Raw genomic sequence first — 18,107 nt, 5'->3', positions numbered from 1 at the left:
AAGCCGTAAATGGAAAATGCCTTAGCATTTGTTAAACTTATAACGTCAGCTGCATAGGGAGAATAAAAATGAGTTTTATTAAAGAATTTCGCGAATTCGCGATGCGCGGGAATGTTGTGGATTTGGCAGTGGGTGTCATTATTGGCGCGGCATTCGGTAAGATTGTTTCTTCACTGGTTGCCGATATCATTATGCCGCCGTTGGGATTGTTAATCGGCGGGATCGACTTTAAACAATTTGCTTTTACGTTACGCGAAGCGCAGGGAGATATTCCGGCGGTCGTCATGCATTACGGCGTGTTTATCCAGAACGTATTTGATTTTGTGATTGTGGCCTTTGCTATCTTTGTTGCCATTAAGCTTATCAACAGACTCAACCGTAAAAAAGCAGAAGAGCCGGCAGCTCCGCCAGCGCCTTCTAAAGAGGAAGTGTTATTGGGCGAAATCCGCGATCTGCTGAAAGAACAAAATAACCGTTCTTAATAAGCAGAAGGCCAGTGGTAAAAAAGTCACTTACTTTCTTGCCACTGGCCTCCCAGTTCCCTCGATTACCGTGTTTACCTTTACGCAGATAACTTCCTTTGCCTTTCTTATTTTTTTCAACGCGTTGCCTGAAAAGGGGATCGTGCAGTAATGCCTCAATGGCATTGTCCTTTATCTGCCCTTTCTTATGTTGATAACGACTCATAATGTCTCCCGATTGTATAAATTAACGGCGCGAGTGTAGCCCCGCCGATTCAATAAATCAACATCCTGATTTCGTCCCACTGGCCCCCTGCTCCAGGGCTTCCAGAATGGAACAATAGACGCTACTGTGGGCCGTTCCGCAACAAGCATCATTAAGCCTTTGTAACGAACGCTGCATCGTTTGCAGTTCCGCAATCCTGGCTTCAACCTCCTGCAATCGCTCTTGCACAATACTTTTTGACTCCTGACAGGTATGGTGCTCAGGATCAATTCGGATCGATAAAAGTTCGCGGATCGACTCAAGCGTGAAACCCAACTGCCGCGCATAACGAATAAACTTGAGACGCTGCAGATCGTTTTCGGTATACAGACGAAATCCGCCTTCAGTACGTACCTCATGATCCATCATCTGCTGTTTTTCATAGTAGCGAATGGTATCAGGCGTTACGTCTGCCAGCTTTGCCAGCTCACCAATGCGATACATACAAGCTCCGTTAATTATCGTTGATTTTATGCAGCAGTTTTTCTGCATACTCACCGTGTAAAAAGTCGGTACTCAACCCAGCCTGCCGAAGTTTTAGTTCAAGCAGCGAGAGCTGGCGACTAACCTGATGGTATCGAGGGTCATCTTCCCGGATACTGTTGAGGATATCAAGTAACTGAATAGCGTCTCTGCGCTGCTCCAGTTCAGGGGGAAGACAGCCCGCATTCTTGAGTAAGCGATAACCCGCACGAAGTTCCGCCGGCACATGAGAATCATCATCCAGAATAAGCGGCTCGCCGCGGCCAGGCAAATTATCAAACTCGCCTTTACGCTGTGCCTCGATAATATGACGCTCTGCCCACTGGTCAAGTAACCACATACGTCGCTCCAGGGATTGAACGAAAAGAATACAATTATTGTAGATATGTGGGGTTCAGGAGGGTATAAAAAAACCCGCCGAAGCGGGTTTTTTTACGTTACTACAGATTACTCTGCAGCAGCTTCTGTTTTCTCTGAACGATCAACCAGCTCGATGTATGCCATCGGCGCGTTGTCGCCTGCACGGAAGCCACACTTCAGAATGCGAGTGTAACCACCGGCGCGGCTCGCGAAACGCGGGCCCAGCTCGTTAAACAGTTTTGCCACGATCTCGTTATCACGAGTACGGGCGAATGCCAGACGACGATTAGCAACGCTATCAGTCTTGGCAAGAGTAATCAGCGGCTCAACTACGCGACGCAGCTCTTTCGCTTTAGGCAGGGTCGTCTTGATGATTTCATGACGAACCAGTGAACCTGCCATGTTGCGGAACATAGCCTGGCGATGGCTGCTGTTGCGGTTCAGTTGACGACCACTCTTACGATGGCGCATGACCTTATCCTTCTCAGTAAAACCTTAACCTGTGATCCGGTTACTCGTCAGCGATGCTTGCCGGTGGCCAGTTTTCCAGGCGCATACCCAGAGACAGTCCACGGGAAGCCAGCACGTCTTTAATCTCGGTAAGAGATTTTTTACCCAGGTTAGGCGTCTTAAGAAGCTCAACCTCGGTACGCTGTACCAGATCACCGATATAGTGGATAGCTTCTGCCTTGAGGCAGTTAGCAGAGCGGACAGTCAATTCCAGATCGTCAACAGGGCGCAGCAGGATCGGATCGAATTCTGGTTTCTCTTCTTTCACTTCCGGTTGACGTACATCACGTAAATCAACGAAAGCTTCCAGTTGTTCAGCCAGGATGGTTGCCGCACGACGAATCGCCTCTTCAGGATCGATTGTGCCGTTGGTTTCCATTTCGATGACCAGCTTGTCCAGGTCGGTACGCTGTTCTACACGCGCTGCTTCAACATTGTAGGCAATACGCTCTACAGGGCTGTAGCAGGCGTCGACCAGCAGACGGCCGATTGGGCGCTCATCTTCTTCCGAATGAATTCGGGTAGAAGCCGGCACATAACCACGACCGCGCTGAACTTTGATACGCATACTAATAGACGCGTTTTCATCGGTCAGGTGGCAGATCACGTGCTGCGGCTTGACGATTTCGACATCCCCATCATGGGTGATATCGGCTGCAGTCACAGGGCCAATGCCAGATTTATTCAGGGTAAGAATAACTTCATCTTTACCCTGAACTCTCACCGCCAGCCCTTTCAGGTTGAGCAGGATTTCCAGGATGTCTTCCTGAACGCCTTCTTTGGTGCTGTACTCATGTAGTACACCATCAATCTCAACCTCGGTCACCGCGCAACCCGGCATCGATGAGAGCAGAATACGGCGCAGTGCGTTACCCAGAGTATGGCCGAAGCCACGCTCTAAAGGCTCAAGGGTCACCTTGGCGTGCGTCGAACTCACTTGCTCGATATCTACCAGGCGCGGTTTTAGAAACTCTGTCACAGAACCCTGCATTGTGTCCTCTCTTTGGTACTAAGCTTTACTTGGAGTAAAGCTCGACGATCAGGTGTTCGTTAATGTCCGCAGACAGATCAGAACGCTCAGGCTTACGCTTGTACGTACCTTCCATCTTGCCAGCATCAACTTCCAGCCAGGTTGGCTTTTCACGCTGCTCAGCCAGCTCCAGAGCGGCTTTCACGCGAGACTGCTTCTTCGCTTTCTCACGAATGCTAACAACGTCATTCGGACTAACCTGATAAGAAGCGATGTTAACAACACGACCGTTTACCATAATTGCTTTATGGCTAACCAGCTGACGTGCTTCTGCACGAGTGGCGCCGAAGCCCATACGGTATACAACGTTGTCCAGACGACCTTCCAGCAGAGCCAACAGGTTTTCACCGGTGTTGCCTTTCAGACGTGCTGCTTCTTTGTAGTAGTTACGGAACTGACGCTCCAGCACACCGTAAATGCGGCGAACTTTTTGCTTTTCACGCAACTGCACACCATAGTCAGACAGACGCGGCTTACGCGCACCGTGCTGGCCAGGAGCTTGTTCAATTTTACACTTGGTATCGATCGCGCGAACGCCAGACTTAAGGAATAAGTCGGTGCCCTCACGACGGCTCAGCTTGAGCTTAGGACCCAAATATCTTGCCATTTTCTTTCTCCAACTAACCTGGAAAACGAAGCGTTATACGCGACGTTTTTTCGGCGGACGACAACCGTTATGAGGGATCGGAGTCACATCAGTAATATTAGTGATGCGGAAACCAGCGGCGTTCAGAGCACGAATAGTAGATTCGCGGCCTGGACCCGGACCTTTAACCATAACTTCCAGATTCTTGATACCGTATTCTTTCACGGCGTCAGCGCAACGCTCTGCTGCAACCTGAGCTGCAAACGGAGTGGATTTGCGAGAACCACGGAAACCGGAACCACCGGCTGTTGCCCAACCCAGCGCATTACCCTGACGATCGGTAATAGTCACGATGGTGTTGTTGAAAGAAGCATGGATATGAGCCACGCCGTCAGAGACTTGTTTTCTTACACGTTTACGTGCGCGAACTGGTGCCTTTGCCATTATTCAATCACCCCGATTATTTCTTGATCGGTTTGCGCGGACCCTTACGGGTACGAGCGTTGGTCTTGGTACGCTGACCGCGAACCGGGAGACCACGACGATGACGCAAACCGCGATAGCAACCAAGATCCATCAGGCGCTTGATGCTCATGCTGATTTCACGGCGCAGATCACCTTCAACGACAAATTTGGCAACTTCGTCACGCAGCGTGTCGATTTGTTCTTCAGACAGCTCACTGATCTTAACATTTTCAGCGATACCCGCTGCAGCCAGGATGGCTTTAGAACGGGTCTTGCCGACACCGTAGATCGAAGTTAACGCGATCACGGCGTGTTTCTGATCAGGAATGTTAATGCCTGCTATACGGGCCACTATGCACTCCTACTATTTAATATGTACGTACCATGCTGAAAAGCCCGTTTTCAGGATACTCAAATGGAAACGTACAGACATACAAAAGATTGGCTGGCTAATCTAGCCAGCTCAACCCAACTTTGCAAGAAAAATATGCGAAAAAATCAGCCTTGGCGCTGTTTATGCTTCGGCTCGGCACTGCAAATCACACGGATGACACCATCACGCTTAACGATTTTGCAGTTACGGCATAATTTCTTGACGGAAGCACGAACTTTCATTTTTACTCTCCGTAACTTCTCAGGCGACCAATTAACGGCCGTAGCCTTTCAGGTTCGCCTTCTTCAATGCAGACTCATACTGACTGGACATCATCAGAGTTTGCACTTGAGCCATAAAGTCCATAATCACGACAACAACGATAAGCAGTGAGGTCCCACCGAAGTAGAACGGCACTTTCATTGCATCACGCATGAACTCCGGGATCAGGCAGATAAAGGTAATATACAGCGCACCAACCAGGGTCAGGCGGGTCATTACTTTATCGATATACTTCGCCGTTTGCTCTCCCGGACGAATTCCTGGTACAAATGCACCGGACTTCTTCAGGTTATCTGCTGTTTCACGCGGGTTGAAAACCAACGCCGTGTAGAAGAAACAGAAGAAGATGATTGCAGACGCATAGAGTAACACATAAAGCGGTTGCCCAGGCTGCAAATACAGCGAAATTGTTGTCAGCCAGTTCCAACCAGTACCGCCCCCGAACCATGACGCGATGGTCGCCGGGAACAGAATAATACTGGAAGCGAAGATTGCCGGGATTACCCCCGCCATATTCACTTTCAGCGGTAAATGTGTGCTCTGTGCAGCATAGACACGACGACCTTGCTGACGTTTGGCGTAGTTTACCACAATACGGCGTTGACCACGTTCAACGAATACTACAAAGAACGTCACTGCAAATACTAATACTGCAACCAACAGCAACACGAGGAAGTGCAGGTCGCCTTGACGCGCTTGCTCGATAGTATGGGCAATGGCTGGCGGGAGTCCCGCAACGATACCAGCGAAGATGATGATTGAGATACCGTTACCGATACCGCGCTCAGTAATCTGTTCGCCGAGCCACATCAGGAACATCGTCCCTGTAACCAGACTTACAACAGCGGTGAAATAGAATGCAAAGCCTGGATTCATCACCAGGCCCTGCATACCAGGCATATTCGGCAAACCGGTAGCAATACCGATCGACTGGAATATCGCCAGTACCAGAGTACCGTAACGGGTGTACTGGCTGATCTTACGACGACCAGACTCCCCTTCTTTCTTAATTTCTGCGAGCGTTGGATGAACCACCGTCAACAGCTGGATAATGATCGACGCCGAAATATACGGCATGATCCCCAGGGCAAAGATAGAAGCACGGCTGAGAGCACCACCAGAGAACATGTTAAACATTTCAATGATGGTGCCTCGCTGTTGCTCAAGCAGTTTGGCAAGTACAGCGGCATCAATACCAGGGATCGGAATAAAAGAGCCAATACGGAACACAATCAGCGCGCCGATAACAAACAGCAGTCTGCGTTTCAGCTCACCTAAGCCACCTTTGGCACTTTGAAAATCTAATCCCGGTTGTTTAGCCATCTGCTACTTATTCCTCGATTTTACCGCCAGCAGCTTCGATAGCAGCACGAGCGCCTTTAGTAACACGCAGGCCACGAACAGTTACCGGAGTAGTGACTTCGCCAGCCAGGATCACTTTCGCGAACTCGATCTGGATACCGATAATGTTTGCCGCTTTCAGCGTGTTCAGGTCTACAACGCCGCCTTCTACTTTCGCCAGGTCAGACAGACGAACTTCGGCTGTAATCGCTGCTTTGCGAGAAGTGAAGCCGAATTTCGGCAGACGACGGTACAGAGGCATCTGACCACCCTCGAAACCGCGACGTACGCCACCGCCAGAACGAGACTTCTGACCTTTGTGACCACGACCACCGGTTTTACCGAGGCCAGAACCGATACCACGACCCAGGCGTTTACCCGCCTTTTTGGAGCCTTCGGCCGGAGACAGAGTATTTAAACGCATCTCTTACTCCTCAACTTTAACCATGAAGGAAACCGCGTTGACCATACCACGAACAGCAGGAGTATCCTCGCGCTCTACGGTGTGGCCAATACGACGCAGACCCAGGCCAAGCAGCGTTGCCTTGTGTTTCGGCAGACGACCGATTGCACTGCGGGTTTGAGTAATTTTAATAGTCTTTGCCATGGTTTATTTCCCCAGAATTTCTTCAACGGATTTACCACGCTTGGCAGCGACCATTTCTGGAGAATTCATATTTTCCAGGCCATCAATAGTTGCACGAACCACGTTGATCGGGTTGGTGGAACCGTATGCTTTAGCCAGAACGTTATGAACCCCAGCAACTTCCAGAACGGCGCGCATTGCACCACCGGCGATGATACCGGTACCTTCGGAAGCTGGCTGCATGAATACACGAGACCCCGTGTGGACACCTTTAACCGGGTGCTGCAGGGTGCCGTTGTTCAGCGCGACGTTAATCATATTGCGACGGGCTTTTTCCATCGCTTTCTGGATCGCTGCTGGAACTTCACGCGCTTTACCGTAACCAAAACCTACGCGACCGTTACCATCGCCTACTACAGTCAGAGCTGTGAAGGAGAAAATACGACCACCTTTAACGGTTTTAGATACGCGGTTTACCGCGATCAGCTTTTCCTGCAGTTCGCCAGCTTGTTTTTCGATGTGAGCCATCTTACACCTCTACCTTAGAACTGAAGGCCAGCTTCACGGGCAGCATCTGCCAGTGCCTGGACACGACCATGATATTGGAACCCGGAACGGTCAAAGGACACATCTTTGATGCCTTTTTCCAGAGCGCGTTCAGCGACAGCTTTACCCACAGCTGCAGCCGCGTCTTTGTTACCGGTGTACTTCAGTTGTTCAGCGATAGCTTTTTCTACAGTAGAAGCAGCTACCAGAACTTCAGAACCGTTCGGTGCAATTACCTGTGCGTAAATATGACGCGGGGTACGATGTACCACCAGGCGAGTTGCGCCCAGCTCTTTGAGCTTGCGGCGTGCGCGGGTCGCACGACGGATACGAGCAGATTTCTTATCCATAGTGTTACCTTACTTCTTCTTAGCCTCTTTGGTACGCACGACTTCGTCGGCGTAACGAACACCCTTGCCTTTGTAAGGCTCAGGACGACGGTAGGCGCGCAGATCTGCTGCAACCTGGCCGATCACCTGCTTATCAGCGCCTTTCAGCACGATTTCAGTTTGAGTCGGACATTCAGCAGTGATACCTGCCGGCAGCTGATGGTCAACCGGGTGAGAGAAACCTAAAGACAGGTTTACTACATTCCCTTTAACCGCTGCACGATAACCTACACCAACCAGCTGCAGCTTCTTAGTGAAGCCTTCGGTAACACCGATAACCATTGAGTTCAGCAGGGCACGCGCGGTACCAGCCTGTGCCCAACCGTCTGCGTAACCATCACGCGGACCGAAGGTCAGTGCATTATCTGCATGTTTAACTTCAACAGCATCGTTGAGAGTACGAGTCAGCTCGCCGTTTTTACCTTTGATCGTAATAACCTGACCGTTGATTTTGACATCAACGCCGGCAGGAACAACGACCGGTGCTTTAGCAACACGAGACATTTTTTCCTCCGATTAGGCTACGTAGCAGATAATTTCGCCACCAAGACCAGCCTGGCGCGCTGCACGATCAGTCATAACACCTTTAGAGGTAGAAACAACTGCGATACCCAGACCGGCCATAACTTTCGGCAGCTCATCTTTACGTTTGTAGATGCGCAGGCCTGGGCGGCTGACACGCTGAATGCTTTCTACAACAGCTTTACCCTGGAAATACTTAAGAGTCAGTTCCAGTTCCGGCTTGGTGTCGCCTTCAACTTTAAAATCTTCAATAAAACCTTCTTCCTTCAGCACGTTGGCAATTGCCACTTTCAGCTTGGAGGAAGGCATGGTGACCGCAGCTTTGTTCGCGGCCTGACCGTTACGGATACGGGTCAGCATATCCGCGATCGGATCTTGCATGCTCATCTGTCTTTACTCCCGTGATTCAATTGGTGACAATTACCAGCTAGCCTTTTTCAGACCCGGAATTTCACCGCGCATAGCGGCTTCACGGACCTTAATACGGCTCAACCCGAACTTCCGCAGGAAAGCGTGCGGACGACCAGTTTGACGGCAGCGGTTACGCTGACGTGACGGGCTGGAATCACGCGGCAGAGTCTGCAGCTTAAGAACCGCATTCCAACGATCTTCGTCGGTTGCGTTCACATCAGAGATGATCGCTTTCAGTTCAGCGCGTTTCGCGAAGTATTTATCAGCTAAAGCTACGCGTTTTACTTCGCGTGCTTTCATTGATTGCTTAGCCATTTAGTAACCCTACCTTACTTGCGGAACGGGAAGTCAAAGGCAGCCAGCAGAGCACGGCCTTCTTCGTCAGATTTCGCAGTAGTGGTAATGGTAATATCCAAACCACGAACGCGGTCGACTTTATCGTAGTCGATTTCTGGGAAGATGATCTGCTCACGGACACCCATGCTGTAGTTACCACGACCGTCGAATGACTTAGCGGACAAGCCACGGAAGTCACGGATACGAGGAACAGCAATAGTGATCAGGCGCTCAAAGAACTCCCACATGCGTTCGCCACGCAGAGTTACTTTACAGCCGATCGGATAGCCCTGACGGATTTTGAAGCCTGCAACAGATTTGCGTGCTTTGGTGATCAACGGTTTTTGACCGGAGATTGCTGTCAGGTCTGCTGCTGCGTTATCCAGCAGTTTCTTGTCAGCGATCGCTTCACCAACACCCATGTTCAGGGTGATCTTCTCGACCCGAGGGACTTGCATGACAGAATTGTAGTTAAACTCAGTCATGAGTTTGTTAACTACTTCGTCTTTGTAGTAATCATGCAGTTTCGCCATCGTACTACTCCAAATTACTTGATAGTTTCGCTGTTAGACTTGAAGAAACGGACTTTTTTGCCGTCTTCGAATCTAAAGCCTACACGGTCAGCCTTGCCGGTTGCCGCATTGAAGATTGCAACGTTAGAAACCTGAATTGCAGCTTCTTTTTCAACGATGCCGCCCGGTTGGTTCAGAGCCGGAACCGGCTTCTGGTGTTTCTTAACCAGGTTGATACCTTCAACAATGACCTTGCCGGAAGACAGGACATTCTTAACTTTACCGCGTTTACCTTTATCTTTACCGGTTAACACGATAACTTCGTCATCACGACGGATTTTCGCTGCCATGATTCGCTCCTTAGAGTACTTCTGGTGCCAGAGAGATAATTTTCATGAACTTCTCGTTACGAAGTTCACGAGTTACCGGCCCAAAAATACGCGTACCGATAGGCTGCTCGCTGTTATTGTTTAAAATAACGCATGCATTACCATCGAAGCGAATGACAGAACCGTCCGGGCGACGAACACCCTTCTTGGTGCGCACCACTACCGCCTTCAGCACATCACCTTTTTTGACCTTACCACGCGGAATCGCTTCTTTGATGGTGATCTTAATGATGTCGCCTACGCCTGCGTAGCGACGGTGCGAGCCACCCAGAACCTTGATACACATTACGCGACGTGCACCGGAGTTGTCGGCGACGTTCAGCATAGTCTGTTCTTGGATCATTTTAGTGCTCCGCTAATGTCAACTACTACTGAGACCCGAAAATCAGGTCGTTAAAAAAACCCCATATCGAGGGCGCGGCATTATAACACCGCAAATCAGATATGGGTAGAAAAAATAAACGGCCCATCGCTGAGCCGTTTATTCGTTGAGAATGCGTACTGTATTACAGAACCGCTTTCTCTACAACGCGAACCAGAGTCCAGGATTTGGTCTTGGACAGCGGACGGCATTCGCGGATTTCAACCACGTCGCCGATACCGCATTCGTTGTTCTCGTCATGTACGTGCATTTTGGTCGTACGCTTGATGAATTTACCGTAGATCGGGTGTTTCACAAAACGTTCGATAGCAACAACAATGGATTTCTCCATTTTGTCGCTAACCACGCGACCTTGCAGAGTACGGATTTTATCGGTCATTACGCACCCGCCTTCTCAGTCAGTAAAGTCTTAACGCGTGCGACATCACGACGCACTTGCTTCAACAGGTGAGACTGTTGCAGCTGGCCACTTGCAGCCTGCATACGCAGGTTGAACTGCTCACGCAGCAGGTTCAGTAGCTCGGTGTTCAGCTCTTCAACGCTCTTCTCACGCAGCTCTTTTGCTTTCATTACATCACCGTCTTAGTTACAAAGGTGGTTTTAATCGGCAGTTTCGCTGCTGCCAGCTTGAATGCTTCACGGGCCAGCTCTTCCGGTACGCCGTCCATTTCATACAGGACTTTACCCGGCTGAATCAAGGCAACCCAATACTCCACGTTACCTTTACCTTTACCCATACGCACTGCCAGCGGCTTTTCAGTGATCGGTTTGTCCGGGAATACACGGATCCAGATCTTACCTTGACGCTTAACTGCACGGGTCATAGCACGACGTGCTGCTTCGATCTGACGGGCAGTCAGACGACCACGGCCAACAGCTTTCAGGCCGAAGCTGCCGAAGCTAACATCCGCGCCTGCAGCCAGACCACGGTTGCGGCCTTTGTGCATTTTACGGAATTTTGTACGCTTTGGTTGTAACATCAGCGACGCTCCTTATTTACGGCCTTTACGCTGCTGCTTTTTCGGTTGAGCAGCCGGTTTTTCCGGTTGTTCAACAGCAGCCATACCACCCAGGATCTCGCCTTTGAAGATCCACACTTTAACGCCGATTACACCATAAGTGGTGTGCGCTTCAGAGGTGTTGTAGTCGATGTCAGCACGCAGAGTGTGCAGAGGTACGCGACCTTCGCGGTACCATTCGGTACGTGCGATTTCCGCGCCGCCCAGACGGCCGCTAACTTCAACTTTGATACCTTTAGCGCCCAGACGCATGGCGTTCTGTACAGCACGCTTCATCGCACGACGGAACATAACGCGACGTTCCAGCTGAGAAGTGATGCTGTCAGCAACCAGTTTAGCGTCCAGTTCAGGTTTACGAACTTCGGCGATATTGATCTGTGCAGGAACGCCAGCGATATCCGCTACGACCTTACGCAGTTTTTCTACGTCTTCACCTTTTTTACCGATAACGATACCCGGGCGAGCGGTGTGAATAGTCACACGGATGCTCTTAGCCGGACGCTCGATAACGATACGAGATACAGACGCTTTAGCCAGTTCCTTCGTCAGGTACTGACGTACTTTAAAATCGCTGTCCAGGTTGTCAGCGAATTCTTTGGTGTTCGCAAACCAGGTAGAGTTCCATGGTTTTACAATACCCAGGCGAATACCATTAGGATGTACTTTCTGACCCATTGCTAGTCTCCAGAGTCTCAGCGATCGGACACAACCACAGTGATGTGGCTGGTGCGCTTCAGGATGCGATCTGCACGACCTTTTGCACGCGGCATAATGCGCTTCATGCTCGGGCCTTCGTCTACGAAAATTTTCGTAACTTTCAGATCGTCAATGTCAGCGCCATCGTTGTGTTCAGCGTTAGCAATGGCAGATTCCAGAACTTTCTTGACCAGTACAGCCGCTTTCTTGTTGGTGTAGGTCAAAATATCCAGAGCCTGCGACACTTTCTTACCGCGAATCAGGTCAGCAACAAGGCGAACCTTCTGAGCAGAAGAACGAGCATGGCGATGTTTAGCGATAGTTTCCATCTCTTCCTCCTACCTTATTTCTTCTTCGCTTTTTTATCAGCAGCGTGGCCGCGATAAGTACGAGTCGGTGCGAATTCACCCAGTTTGTGACCGACCATTTCGTCGGAAACAAATACCGGAACGTGCTGACGACCATTATGGACAGCGATGGTCAAACCGATCATGTTAGGAAAGATCGTTGAACGACGGGACCAGGTGCGCAGGGGCTTCTTGTCTCCGCTTTCCACCGCTTTCTCTACCTTCTTCAGCAAGTGCAGGTCAATAAAAGGACCTTTCTTGAGAGAACGTGGCATGGCTTATCCTCTAAAATTATTTGCTACGGCGACGTACGATGAATTTATCAGTACGCTTGTTGCTGCGGGTCTTCTTACCTTTGGTCTGAACGCCCCACGGAGTTACCGGGTGCTTACCAAAGTTACGACCTTCACCACCACCATGTGGGTGGTCTACTGGGTTCATCGCAGTACCGCGAACGGTAGGACGAACGCCACGCCAGCGTGCAGCACCTGCTTTACCCAGAACGCGCAGCATATGCTCAGCATTGCCAACTTCGCCCAGGGTTGCACGGCAGTCTGCTTCGACTTTACGCATTTCACCAGAACGCAGACGCAGGGTGACATAAGCGCCATCGCGAGCAACGATCTGAACGTAAGTACCAGCGGAACGTGCCAGCTGACCGCCTTTACCTGGTTTCATTTCTACGTTATGAACGGTAGAACCAACCGGGATATTGCGCATCGGCAGGGTGTTGCCTGCTTTGATTGCAGCATCAACGCCAGACTGAATCTGGTCGCCAGCTTTCAGGCCTTTCGGGGCCAGGATGTAACGGCGTTCGCCGTCTTTGTACAAAACCAGCGCGATGTTCGCGGAACGGTTCGGATCGTACTCAAGACGTTCAACAACTGCCGGGATACCGTCTTTGTTGCGTTTGAAGTCAACAATACGATAAGCCTGTTTGTGACCACCACCGATATGACGAGTGGTGATACGGCCATTGTTGTTACGACCACCGGATTTGCTGTTTTTTTCAACCAGCGGAGCAAAAGGTTTGCCCTTGTGCAGCTCTGGGTTGACCACTTTAACGACGTGGCGACGACCCGGAGATGTCGGTTTACATTTAACAACTGCCATTGTATTACTCCTCCGACTTACTCAGCGCCGCCGACGAAGTCCAGATTCTGGCCTTCTTTCAGGGTGACGTAAGCTTTTTTCCAGTCGCTACGACGACCGATACGCTGTCCGTGACGTTTAACTTTCCCTTTAACGACCAGGGTGTTAACGACTTCGACTTCGACTTCAAACAGTTTCTGCACAGCAGCTTTGATTTCTGCTTTGGTCGCGTCTTTAGCAACTTTGAGAACGATGGTGTTGGTTTTTTCCATCGCAGTAGACGCTTTTTCAGAAACGTGCGGTGCGCGCAGCACCTTCAGCAGACGTTCTTCACGAATCATGCCAGCATCTCCTCAACTTGCTTAACAGCATCAGCAGTCATTACGACTTTGTCGAAGGCGATCAGGCTAACCGGGTCGATACCAGTCGCATCGCGTACGTCAACCTTGTGCAGGTTACGTGCGGCCAGGAACAGGTTCTCGTCCAGCTCACCGGTGATGATCAGCACATCTTCCAGAGCCATGTCTTTCAGTTTCTGTGCCAGCAGCTTAGTTTTCGGCGCTTCTACAGAGAACTTCTCGACAACGATCAGACGATCCTGACGTACCAGTTCGGACAGGATGCTTTTCAGCGCGCCGCGGTACATCTTCTTGTTAACTTTTTGACTGTGGTCCTGCGGACGAGCAGCGAAGGTCACGCCACCGGAACGCCAGATCGGGCTCTTGATAGAACCTGAACGCGCACGGCCAGTGCCTTTCTGGCGCCACGGTTTTTTACCGGAACCAGTTACTTCAGCACGAGTCTTCTGAGCACGAGTACCCTGACGAGCACCAGCTGCATAAGCAACAACAACCTGGTGAACCAGCGCTTCGTTGAAATCACGACCGAAGGTAGTTTCGGAAACAGTCAGCGCGCTCTGCGCGTCTTTCAATACTAATTCCATTGCTATCCCCTTACGCCTTCACAGCTGGTTTAACGATCAGGTCGCAACCGGTTGCACCCGGAACACCACCCTTAACCAGCAGCAGGTTGCGCTCAGCGTCAACGCGTACTACGTCAAGGCTCTGAACGGTTACGCGCTCATTACCCATCTGACCTGCCATTTTCTTGCCTTTGAACACTTTGCCCGGAGTCTGGTTCTGACCGATAGAACCCGGAACGCGGTGAGACAAGGAGTTACCGTGAGTAGCGTCCTGGGTACGGAAGTTCCAGCGCTTAACGGTACCAGCGAAACCTTTACCTTTAGAGGTACCGGTTACGTCAACTTTTTTAACGTCAGCAAACAGTTCAACGCTGATGCTCTGACCTACGGTGTATTCTTCGCCTTCAGCCAGACGGAATTCCCACAGACCACGGCCAGCTTCTACGCCAGCTTTAGCAAAGTGACCCGCTTCCGGCTTGGTGACACGGTTAGCTTTTTTAGCACCCGTAGTAACCTGAACAGCGCGGTAGCCATCGTTAGCCAGGTCTTTAACCTGAGTAACACGGTTTGCTTCAACTTCGATTACGGTTACTGGGATAGAGACGCCATCTTCAGTGAAGATGCGGGTCATACCCACTTTTTTACCGACTAAACCAATCATTGTATCAACCTCTCAATCGCTCGATGACCTGATTAACCCAGGCTGATCTGCACGTCTACACCGGCAGCCAGGTCCAGACGCATCAGAGCATCAACGGTTTTCTCGGTTGGCTCAACGATGTCAACCAGACGCTTGTGAGTGCGAATTTCGTACTGATCGCGCGCATCTTTGTTAACGTGCGGAGAGATCAGAACGGTAAAGCGCTCTTTGCGGGTCGGCAGCGGGATCGGACCGCGAACCTGCGCACCAGTGCGCTTGGCAGTCTCGACGATTTCCGCGGTTGATTGATCGATCAGACGATGATCAAACGCTTTCAGGCGGATACGGATTCTTTGGTTCTGCATGAGACCAGAGCTCCAATTATTTTATAAACGAAAATGATTACTCCTCACACCCATTACGATTGATGGGAGAGTGTAACCGTTCTTACGTAGCTCCCCGATTGGGAGCATTGTTAAATAGCCAAATCGGCTATTCGAGGTTCAAATCGAACCTGCCGTCAATTACGACAAGCCCGCGCATTATACGTAAATCTCAGCCTGACGCAAGTGTCGGATAGAAATTAAGCGCTTTATTCTTATGCGAGCACGATTCCAGATGGTACGCATGGGGTGGCGACGCGCATCTTTTCTTTGGAAGGCATCAGGCAAACCTGGCAATACGTCGTTGTCGCTGTCGCATAAATCTATAAAGGTGAGCACAAACCTTGACGAGGATTTGCTTATGTTTGTTGCTTTCCCCTTTCTCATTTTTTATGCGTCGTTCTCTTTATTACTTGGCATATACGACGCGCGTACCGGTCTGCTGCCTGACCGGTTTACCTGTCCATTACTGTGGGGTGGTCTGCTTTATCACCAGATTTGCCTGCCGGAGCGTTTACCGGATGCGCTTTGGGGCGCTATCGCCGGCTATGGCGGATTCGCGTTAATTTACTGGGGCTATCGCCTGCGTTATCAGAAAGAGGGGCTTGGATATGGCGACGTCAAGTACCTCGCTGCCTTAGGGGCGTGGCATTGTTGGGAAACACTGCCGTTACTGGTTTTCCTTGCCGCCATGTTGGCCTGTGGCAGGTTTGGCGTCGCGCTACTGGTGAGAGGTAAATCGGCATTAATAAACCCGCTACCTTTTGGGCCATGGCTGGCGGTGGCGGGTTTCATAACAGGTTGGAAAGTTTTCTTTCCAGACGGTTAATCGGTAACCTTAATTTGTGATTGCAGATAATTTTGCATACCAAGTTTGGCAATCAAATCCAGCTCAGTTTCCAGCCAGTCGATGTGGCCTTCCTCGTCGGCAAGAATTTCAATCATCATATCCCGGCTGACATAATCATGAACGCTATCGGCATAGGCTATTGCCTCACGTAGATCTTTTGCGCCTTCCAGTTCGAGTCGGAGATCCGATCGTAGCATCTCTTCGACATCTTCACCGATGCCCAGCTTGCCCAGATCCTGTAGGTTCGGTATGCCTTCCAGAAATAAAATACGCTCAATATACTTATCGGCGTGTTTCATCTCATCAATGGATTCATGGTACTCAACATCATTAAGCCGGGTCAGGCCCCAGTTTTTGAACATACGGGCATGAAGAAAATACTGATTAATTGCGACAAGCTCATTTCCCAATAGTTTATTGAGATAATTTATGATTTTAACATCACCTTTCATTTTATAGTCCCTCCGCTTCCACTCTCTAGAGCGTAGATGGGGCTACAGGGATGTCAAAAAAAAGAGTGTGACTCAGGCGATCTCTTTAAATTCCGGCATTTGCGTTAACTCATCCTGCATCACTTCTCGCGCGGCGCGAATACACTTACCACATTGATTTCCCACAGGAATAAATTTACGCAACTGTTGAAATGACTGTGGATGAAATTGTCGTACAGCCTGGCGGATTTTTTTATCGCTTATACCATTACACAAACAAACGTACATGATCGCTCCCGTTCAATTTCCGCACAAAGTGTAAATGAGAATGGTTATGATTACAATAGCACAAAGCGATTTACGCCACGGGAGAAGCGTTAAAAAGGGTGAATAAATATAACAGCGGCTAAATAGCAGGCAACAAAAAGGGCGCCGAAGCGCCCTCTTCAATTCAAAACTAATTAACGAGTAATTAGCCGAGAACTTTAGCAACAACGCCCGCGCCAACGGTACGGCCGCCTTCACGGATTGCGAAACGCAGACCGTCGTCCATCGCGATCGGGTGGATCAGGGTAACAACCATTTTGATGTTGTCGCCCGGCATTACCATCTCTACGCCTTCCGGCAGTTCGATGGTGCCAGTCACGTCAGTAGTACGGAAGTAGAACTGCGGACGGTAGCCTTTGAAGAACGGAGTATGACGGCCGCCTTCATCTTTGGACAGAATGTACACTTCAGATTCGAACTTGGTGTGCGGCTTGATGGTGCCCGGCTTAGCCAGTACCTGACCACGTTCGATTTCTTCACGTTTGATACCACGCAGCAGAACACCTACGTTCTCACCGGCACGGCCTTCGTCCAGCAGTTTGCGGAACATTTCAACGCCAGTACAGGTAGACTTCTGAGTCTCTTTGATACCAACGATTTCAACTTCTTCGCCCACTTTGATGATACCGCGTTCTACACGACCGGTAACAACGGTACCACGACCGGAGATGGAGAATACGTCTTCGATCGGCAGCAGGAACGGCTTGTCAATCGCACGCTCTGGTTCCGGAATGTAAGAATCCAGGAAGCCAGCCAGTTCGATGATTTTCGCTTCCCACTCTGCGTCGCCTTCCAGCGCTTTCAGAGCAGAACCACGAACGATCGGAGTGTCGTCGCCCGGGAAGTCGTACTGAGACAGAAGTTCACGAACTTCCATTTCAACCAGTTCCAGCAGCTCTTCGTCATCAACCATGTCGCATTTGTTCAGGAACACGATGATGTACGGAACGCCTACCTGACGACCCAGCAGGATGTGCTCACGGGTCTGCGGCATCGGGCCGTCAGTCGCAGCAACAACCAGGATCGCGCCGTCCATCTGAGCAGCACCGGTGATCATGTTTTTAACATAGTCGGCGTGCCCCGGGCAGTCTACGTGTGCGTAGTGGCGGGTCGGGGTATCGTATTCAACGTGAGAAGTGTTGATGGTGATACCACGCGCTTTTTCTTCCGG

Annotated in this window: 35 protein-coding genes and 1 pseudogene; 2 read left to right on the top strand and 34 right to left on the bottom strand. The window is 50.3% G+C overall.

The window, feature by feature from the left end:
• The first annotated feature begins 68 nt into the window (after positions 1-68).
• Entirely contained in the window at positions 69-482 is a 414-nt protein-coding gene (gene mscL, locus ABVM99_RS23850) for a large-conductance mechanosensitive channel protein MscL (RefSeq protein ID WP_000008119.1), read from the top strand.
• A 1-nt stretch (position 483) separates the two neighbouring features.
• Here the strand turns inward: mscL and ABVM99_RS23845 are convergent.
• The 31 genes and pseudogenes from ABVM99_RS23845 to rpsJ form a co-directional block, all read right to left on the bottom strand.
• Positions 484-687 (bottom strand): annotated as a pseudogene (locus ABVM99_RS23845) (alternative ribosome-rescue factor A); the annotation flags it as partial.
• 57 nt (positions 688-744) lie between these two features.
• Positions 745-1,170, bottom strand: a complete 426-nt coding sequence (gene zntR, locus ABVM99_RS23840; protein ID WP_023195806.1) for a Zn(2+)-responsive transcriptional regulator — start codon at positions 1,168-1,170, stop codon at positions 745-747.
• 10 nt (positions 1,171-1,180) lie between these two features.
• Positions 1,181-1,549 carry a DUF1992 domain-containing protein gene (locus tag ABVM99_RS23835; RefSeq protein WP_000266515.1) on the bottom strand — a complete coding sequence of 123 codons (369 nt, stop codon included), beginning with the start codon at positions 1,547-1,549 and terminating at the stop codon, positions 1,181-1,183.
• Between the two features lie 107 nt (positions 1,550-1,656).
• Positions 1,657-2,040 (bottom strand): 50S ribosomal protein L17, encoded by a 384-nt coding sequence (rplQ, locus tag ABVM99_RS23830; RefSeq protein WP_001216370.1) that lies wholly within the window; start codon positions 2,038-2,040, stop codon positions 1,657-1,659.
• 40 nt (positions 2,041-2,080) lie between these two features.
• The gene (locus ABVM99_RS23825) at positions 2,081-3,070 is read right to left on the bottom strand and encodes a DNA-directed RNA polymerase subunit alpha (protein ID WP_001162094.1); all 990 of its coding nucleotides are present in this window, start codon (positions 3,068-3,070) and stop codon (positions 2,081-2,083) included.
• A 25-nt stretch (positions 3,071-3,095) separates the two neighbouring features.
• Complete coding sequence (rpsD, locus tag ABVM99_RS23820) at positions 3,096-3,716, bottom strand: 30S ribosomal protein S4 (RefSeq protein ID WP_000135226.1); 621 nt, start codon at positions 3,714-3,716, stop codon at positions 3,096-3,098.
• A 33-nt stretch (positions 3,717-3,749) separates the two neighbouring features.
• Positions 3,750-4,139 (bottom strand): 30S ribosomal protein S11, encoded by a 390-nt coding sequence (gene rpsK / locus ABVM99_RS23815; RefSeq protein ID WP_001029758.1) that lies wholly within the window; start codon positions 4,137-4,139, stop codon positions 3,750-3,752.
• A 16-nt stretch (positions 4,140-4,155) separates the two neighbouring features.
• Positions 4,156-4,512 carry a 30S ribosomal protein S13 gene (gene rpsM, locus ABVM99_RS23810; RefSeq protein ID WP_000090780.1) on the bottom strand — a complete coding sequence of 119 codons (357 nt, stop codon included), beginning with the start codon at positions 4,510-4,512 and terminating at the stop codon, positions 4,156-4,158.
• A 146-nt stretch (positions 4,513-4,658) separates the two neighbouring features.
• Positions 4,659-4,775, bottom strand: coding sequence for a 50S ribosomal protein L36 (gene rpmJ / locus ABVM99_RS23805; protein ID WP_000868187.1), 117 nt, complete (start codon positions 4,773-4,775; stop codon positions 4,659-4,661).
• A 31-nt stretch (positions 4,776-4,806) separates the two neighbouring features.
• Positions 4,807-6,138 carry a preprotein translocase subunit SecY gene (gene secY / locus ABVM99_RS23800; protein ID WP_001118864.1) on the bottom strand — a complete coding sequence of 444 codons (1,332 nt, stop codon included), beginning with the start codon at positions 6,136-6,138 and terminating at the stop codon, positions 4,807-4,809.
• Positions 6,139-6,145: 7 nt separating this feature from the next.
• On the bottom strand, positions 6,146-6,580 hold the full coding sequence (gene rplO, locus ABVM99_RS23795; protein ID WP_001238917.1) for a 50S ribosomal protein L15: 435 nt from the start codon (positions 6,578-6,580) through the stop codon (positions 6,146-6,148).
• Between the two features lie 3 nt (positions 6,581-6,583).
• Complete coding sequence (rpmD, locus tag ABVM99_RS23790; RefSeq protein ID WP_001140434.1) at positions 6,584-6,763, bottom strand: 50S ribosomal protein L30; 180 nt, start codon at positions 6,761-6,763, stop codon at positions 6,584-6,586.
• Between the two features lie 3 nt (positions 6,764-6,766).
• Positions 6,767-7,270, bottom strand: coding sequence for a 30S ribosomal protein S5 (rpsE, locus tag ABVM99_RS23785; RefSeq protein ID WP_000940121.1), 504 nt, complete (start codon positions 7,268-7,270; stop codon positions 6,767-6,769).
• Positions 7,271-7,284: 14 nt separating this feature from the next.
• Positions 7,285-7,638: a 50S ribosomal protein L18 gene (rplR, locus tag ABVM99_RS23780; RefSeq protein WP_000358956.1), complete on the bottom strand. Its 354-nt coding sequence runs from the start codon at positions 7,636-7,638 to the stop codon at positions 7,285-7,287.
• 9 nt (positions 7,639-7,647) lie between these two features.
• Positions 7,648-8,181: a 50S ribosomal protein L6 gene (rplF, locus tag ABVM99_RS23775; RefSeq protein ID WP_000091939.1), complete on the bottom strand. Its 534-nt coding sequence runs from the start codon at positions 8,179-8,181 to the stop codon at positions 7,648-7,650.
• Between the two features lie 12 nt (positions 8,182-8,193).
• The gene (rpsH, locus tag ABVM99_RS23770) at positions 8,194-8,586 is read right to left on the bottom strand and encodes a 30S ribosomal protein S8 (RefSeq protein WP_000062611.1); all 393 of its coding nucleotides are present in this window, start codon (positions 8,584-8,586) and stop codon (positions 8,194-8,196) included.
• 33 nt (positions 8,587-8,619) lie between these two features.
• Positions 8,620-8,925 carry a 30S ribosomal protein S14 gene (gene rpsN / locus ABVM99_RS23765; protein ID WP_001118932.1) on the bottom strand — a complete coding sequence of 102 codons (306 nt, stop codon included), beginning with the start codon at positions 8,923-8,925 and terminating at the stop codon, positions 8,620-8,622.
• Between the two features lie 14 nt (positions 8,926-8,939).
• A complete protein-coding gene (rplE, locus tag ABVM99_RS23760) occupies positions 8,940-9,479 on the bottom strand; it encodes a 50S ribosomal protein L5 (RefSeq protein ID WP_001096206.1) in 540 nt (179 codons plus the stop codon).
• Between the two features lie 14 nt (positions 9,480-9,493).
• Positions 9,494-9,808, bottom strand: coding sequence for a 50S ribosomal protein L24 (rplX, locus tag ABVM99_RS23755; RefSeq protein ID WP_000729185.1), 315 nt, complete (start codon positions 9,806-9,808; stop codon positions 9,494-9,496).
• Between the two features lie 10 nt (positions 9,809-9,818).
• Positions 9,819-10,190, bottom strand: a complete 372-nt coding sequence (gene rplN / locus ABVM99_RS23750; RefSeq protein WP_000613954.1) for a 50S ribosomal protein L14 — start codon at positions 10,188-10,190, stop codon at positions 9,819-9,821.
• Positions 10,191-10,353: 163 nt separating this feature from the next.
• Positions 10,354-10,608, bottom strand: coding sequence for a 30S ribosomal protein S17 (gene rpsQ / locus ABVM99_RS23745; RefSeq protein ID WP_000130101.1), 255 nt, complete (start codon positions 10,606-10,608; stop codon positions 10,354-10,356).
• The gene (gene rpmC / locus ABVM99_RS23740) at positions 10,608-10,799 is read right to left on the bottom strand and encodes a 50S ribosomal protein L29 (protein WP_000644742.1); all 192 of its coding nucleotides are present in this window, start codon (positions 10,797-10,799) and stop codon (positions 10,608-10,610) included. Before rpmC ends, rpsQ begins: the two co-directional genes overlap by 1 nt.
• The gene (gene rplP / locus ABVM99_RS23735; protein ID WP_000941208.1) at positions 10,799-11,209 is read right to left on the bottom strand and encodes a 50S ribosomal protein L16; all 411 of its coding nucleotides are present in this window, start codon (positions 11,207-11,209) and stop codon (positions 10,799-10,801) included. Before rplP ends, rpmC begins: the two co-directional genes overlap by 1 nt.
• A 12-nt stretch (positions 11,210-11,221) precedes the next feature.
• Positions 11,222-11,923: a 30S ribosomal protein S3 gene (gene rpsC, locus ABVM99_RS23730; RefSeq protein ID WP_000529945.1), complete on the bottom strand. Its 702-nt coding sequence runs from the start codon at positions 11,921-11,923 to the stop codon at positions 11,222-11,224.
• A gap of 17 nt (positions 11,924-11,940) precedes the next feature.
• On the bottom strand, positions 11,941-12,273 hold the full coding sequence (rplV, locus tag ABVM99_RS23725) for a 50S ribosomal protein L22 (RefSeq protein ID WP_000447529.1): 333 nt from the start codon (positions 12,271-12,273) through the stop codon (positions 11,941-11,943).
• A gap of 14 nt (positions 12,274-12,287) precedes the next feature.
• Complete coding sequence (gene rpsS, locus ABVM99_RS23720; RefSeq protein ID WP_001138115.1) at positions 12,288-12,566, bottom strand: 30S ribosomal protein S19; 279 nt, start codon at positions 12,564-12,566, stop codon at positions 12,288-12,290.
• Positions 12,567-12,582: 16 nt separating this feature from the next.
• Positions 12,583-13,404, bottom strand: coding sequence for a 50S ribosomal protein L2 (rplB, locus tag ABVM99_RS23715; protein ID WP_000301869.1), 822 nt, complete (start codon positions 13,402-13,404; stop codon positions 12,583-12,585).
• Between the two features lie 17 nt (positions 13,405-13,421).
• Positions 13,422-13,724: a 50S ribosomal protein L23 gene (gene rplW, locus ABVM99_RS23710; RefSeq protein ID WP_000617546.1), complete on the bottom strand. Its 303-nt coding sequence runs from the start codon at positions 13,722-13,724 to the stop codon at positions 13,422-13,424.
• Positions 13,721-14,326, bottom strand: coding sequence for a 50S ribosomal protein L4 (gene rplD, locus ABVM99_RS23705; protein WP_000424395.1), 606 nt, complete (start codon positions 14,324-14,326; stop codon positions 13,721-13,723). Before rplD ends, rplW begins: the two co-directional genes overlap by 4 nt.
• Before the next feature lie 10 nt (positions 14,327-14,336).
• Positions 14,337-14,966, bottom strand: coding sequence for a 50S ribosomal protein L3 (gene rplC / locus ABVM99_RS23700; protein ID WP_000579838.1), 630 nt, complete (start codon positions 14,964-14,966; stop codon positions 14,337-14,339).
• Positions 14,967-14,998: 32 nt separating this feature from the next.
• The gene (gene rpsJ, locus ABVM99_RS23695) at positions 14,999-15,310 is read right to left on the bottom strand and encodes a 30S ribosomal protein S10 (RefSeq protein WP_001181005.1); all 312 of its coding nucleotides are present in this window, start codon (positions 15,308-15,310) and stop codon (positions 14,999-15,001) included.
• Positions 15,311-15,689: 379 nt separating this feature from the next.
• Here rpsJ and hopD point away from each other — a divergent pair, with 379 nt between their 5' ends.
• A complete protein-coding gene (gene hopD, locus ABVM99_RS23690) occupies positions 15,690-16,157 on the top strand; it encodes an A24 family peptidase (protein ID WP_023195804.1) in 468 nt (155 codons plus the stop codon).
• Here the strand turns inward: hopD and bfr are convergent.
• From bfr to tuf, 3 genes are all read right to left on the bottom strand, one after another.
• The gene (bfr, locus tag ABVM99_RS23685) at positions 16,154-16,630 is read right to left on the bottom strand and encodes a bacterioferritin (RefSeq protein WP_000675530.1); all 477 of its coding nucleotides are present in this window, start codon (positions 16,628-16,630) and stop codon (positions 16,154-16,156) included. The genes hopD and bfr overlap by 4 nt on opposite strands.
• Before the next feature lie 72 nt (positions 16,631-16,702).
• Entirely contained in the window at positions 16,703-16,897 is a 195-nt protein-coding gene (gene bfd / locus ABVM99_RS23680; protein ID WP_000289082.1) for a bacterioferritin-associated ferredoxin, read from the bottom strand.
• A 184-nt stretch (positions 16,898-17,081) separates the two neighbouring features.
• Positions 17,082-18,107 (bottom strand): elongation factor Tu (tuf, locus tag ABVM99_RS23675; RefSeq protein ID WP_000296578.1); only part of this gene is annotated, 1,026 nt, incomplete at its 5' end.

The sequence above is a fragment of the Salmonella sp. SJTUF15591 genome (assembly GCF_043356435.1).
Classification (GTDB): domain Bacteria; phylum Pseudomonadota; class Gammaproteobacteria; order Enterobacterales; family Enterobacteriaceae; genus Salmonella; species Salmonella enterica.
The sequence above is the reverse complement of the archived record's forward strand: the minus strand, read 5'-3'. Positions and strand labels throughout refer to the sequence as shown.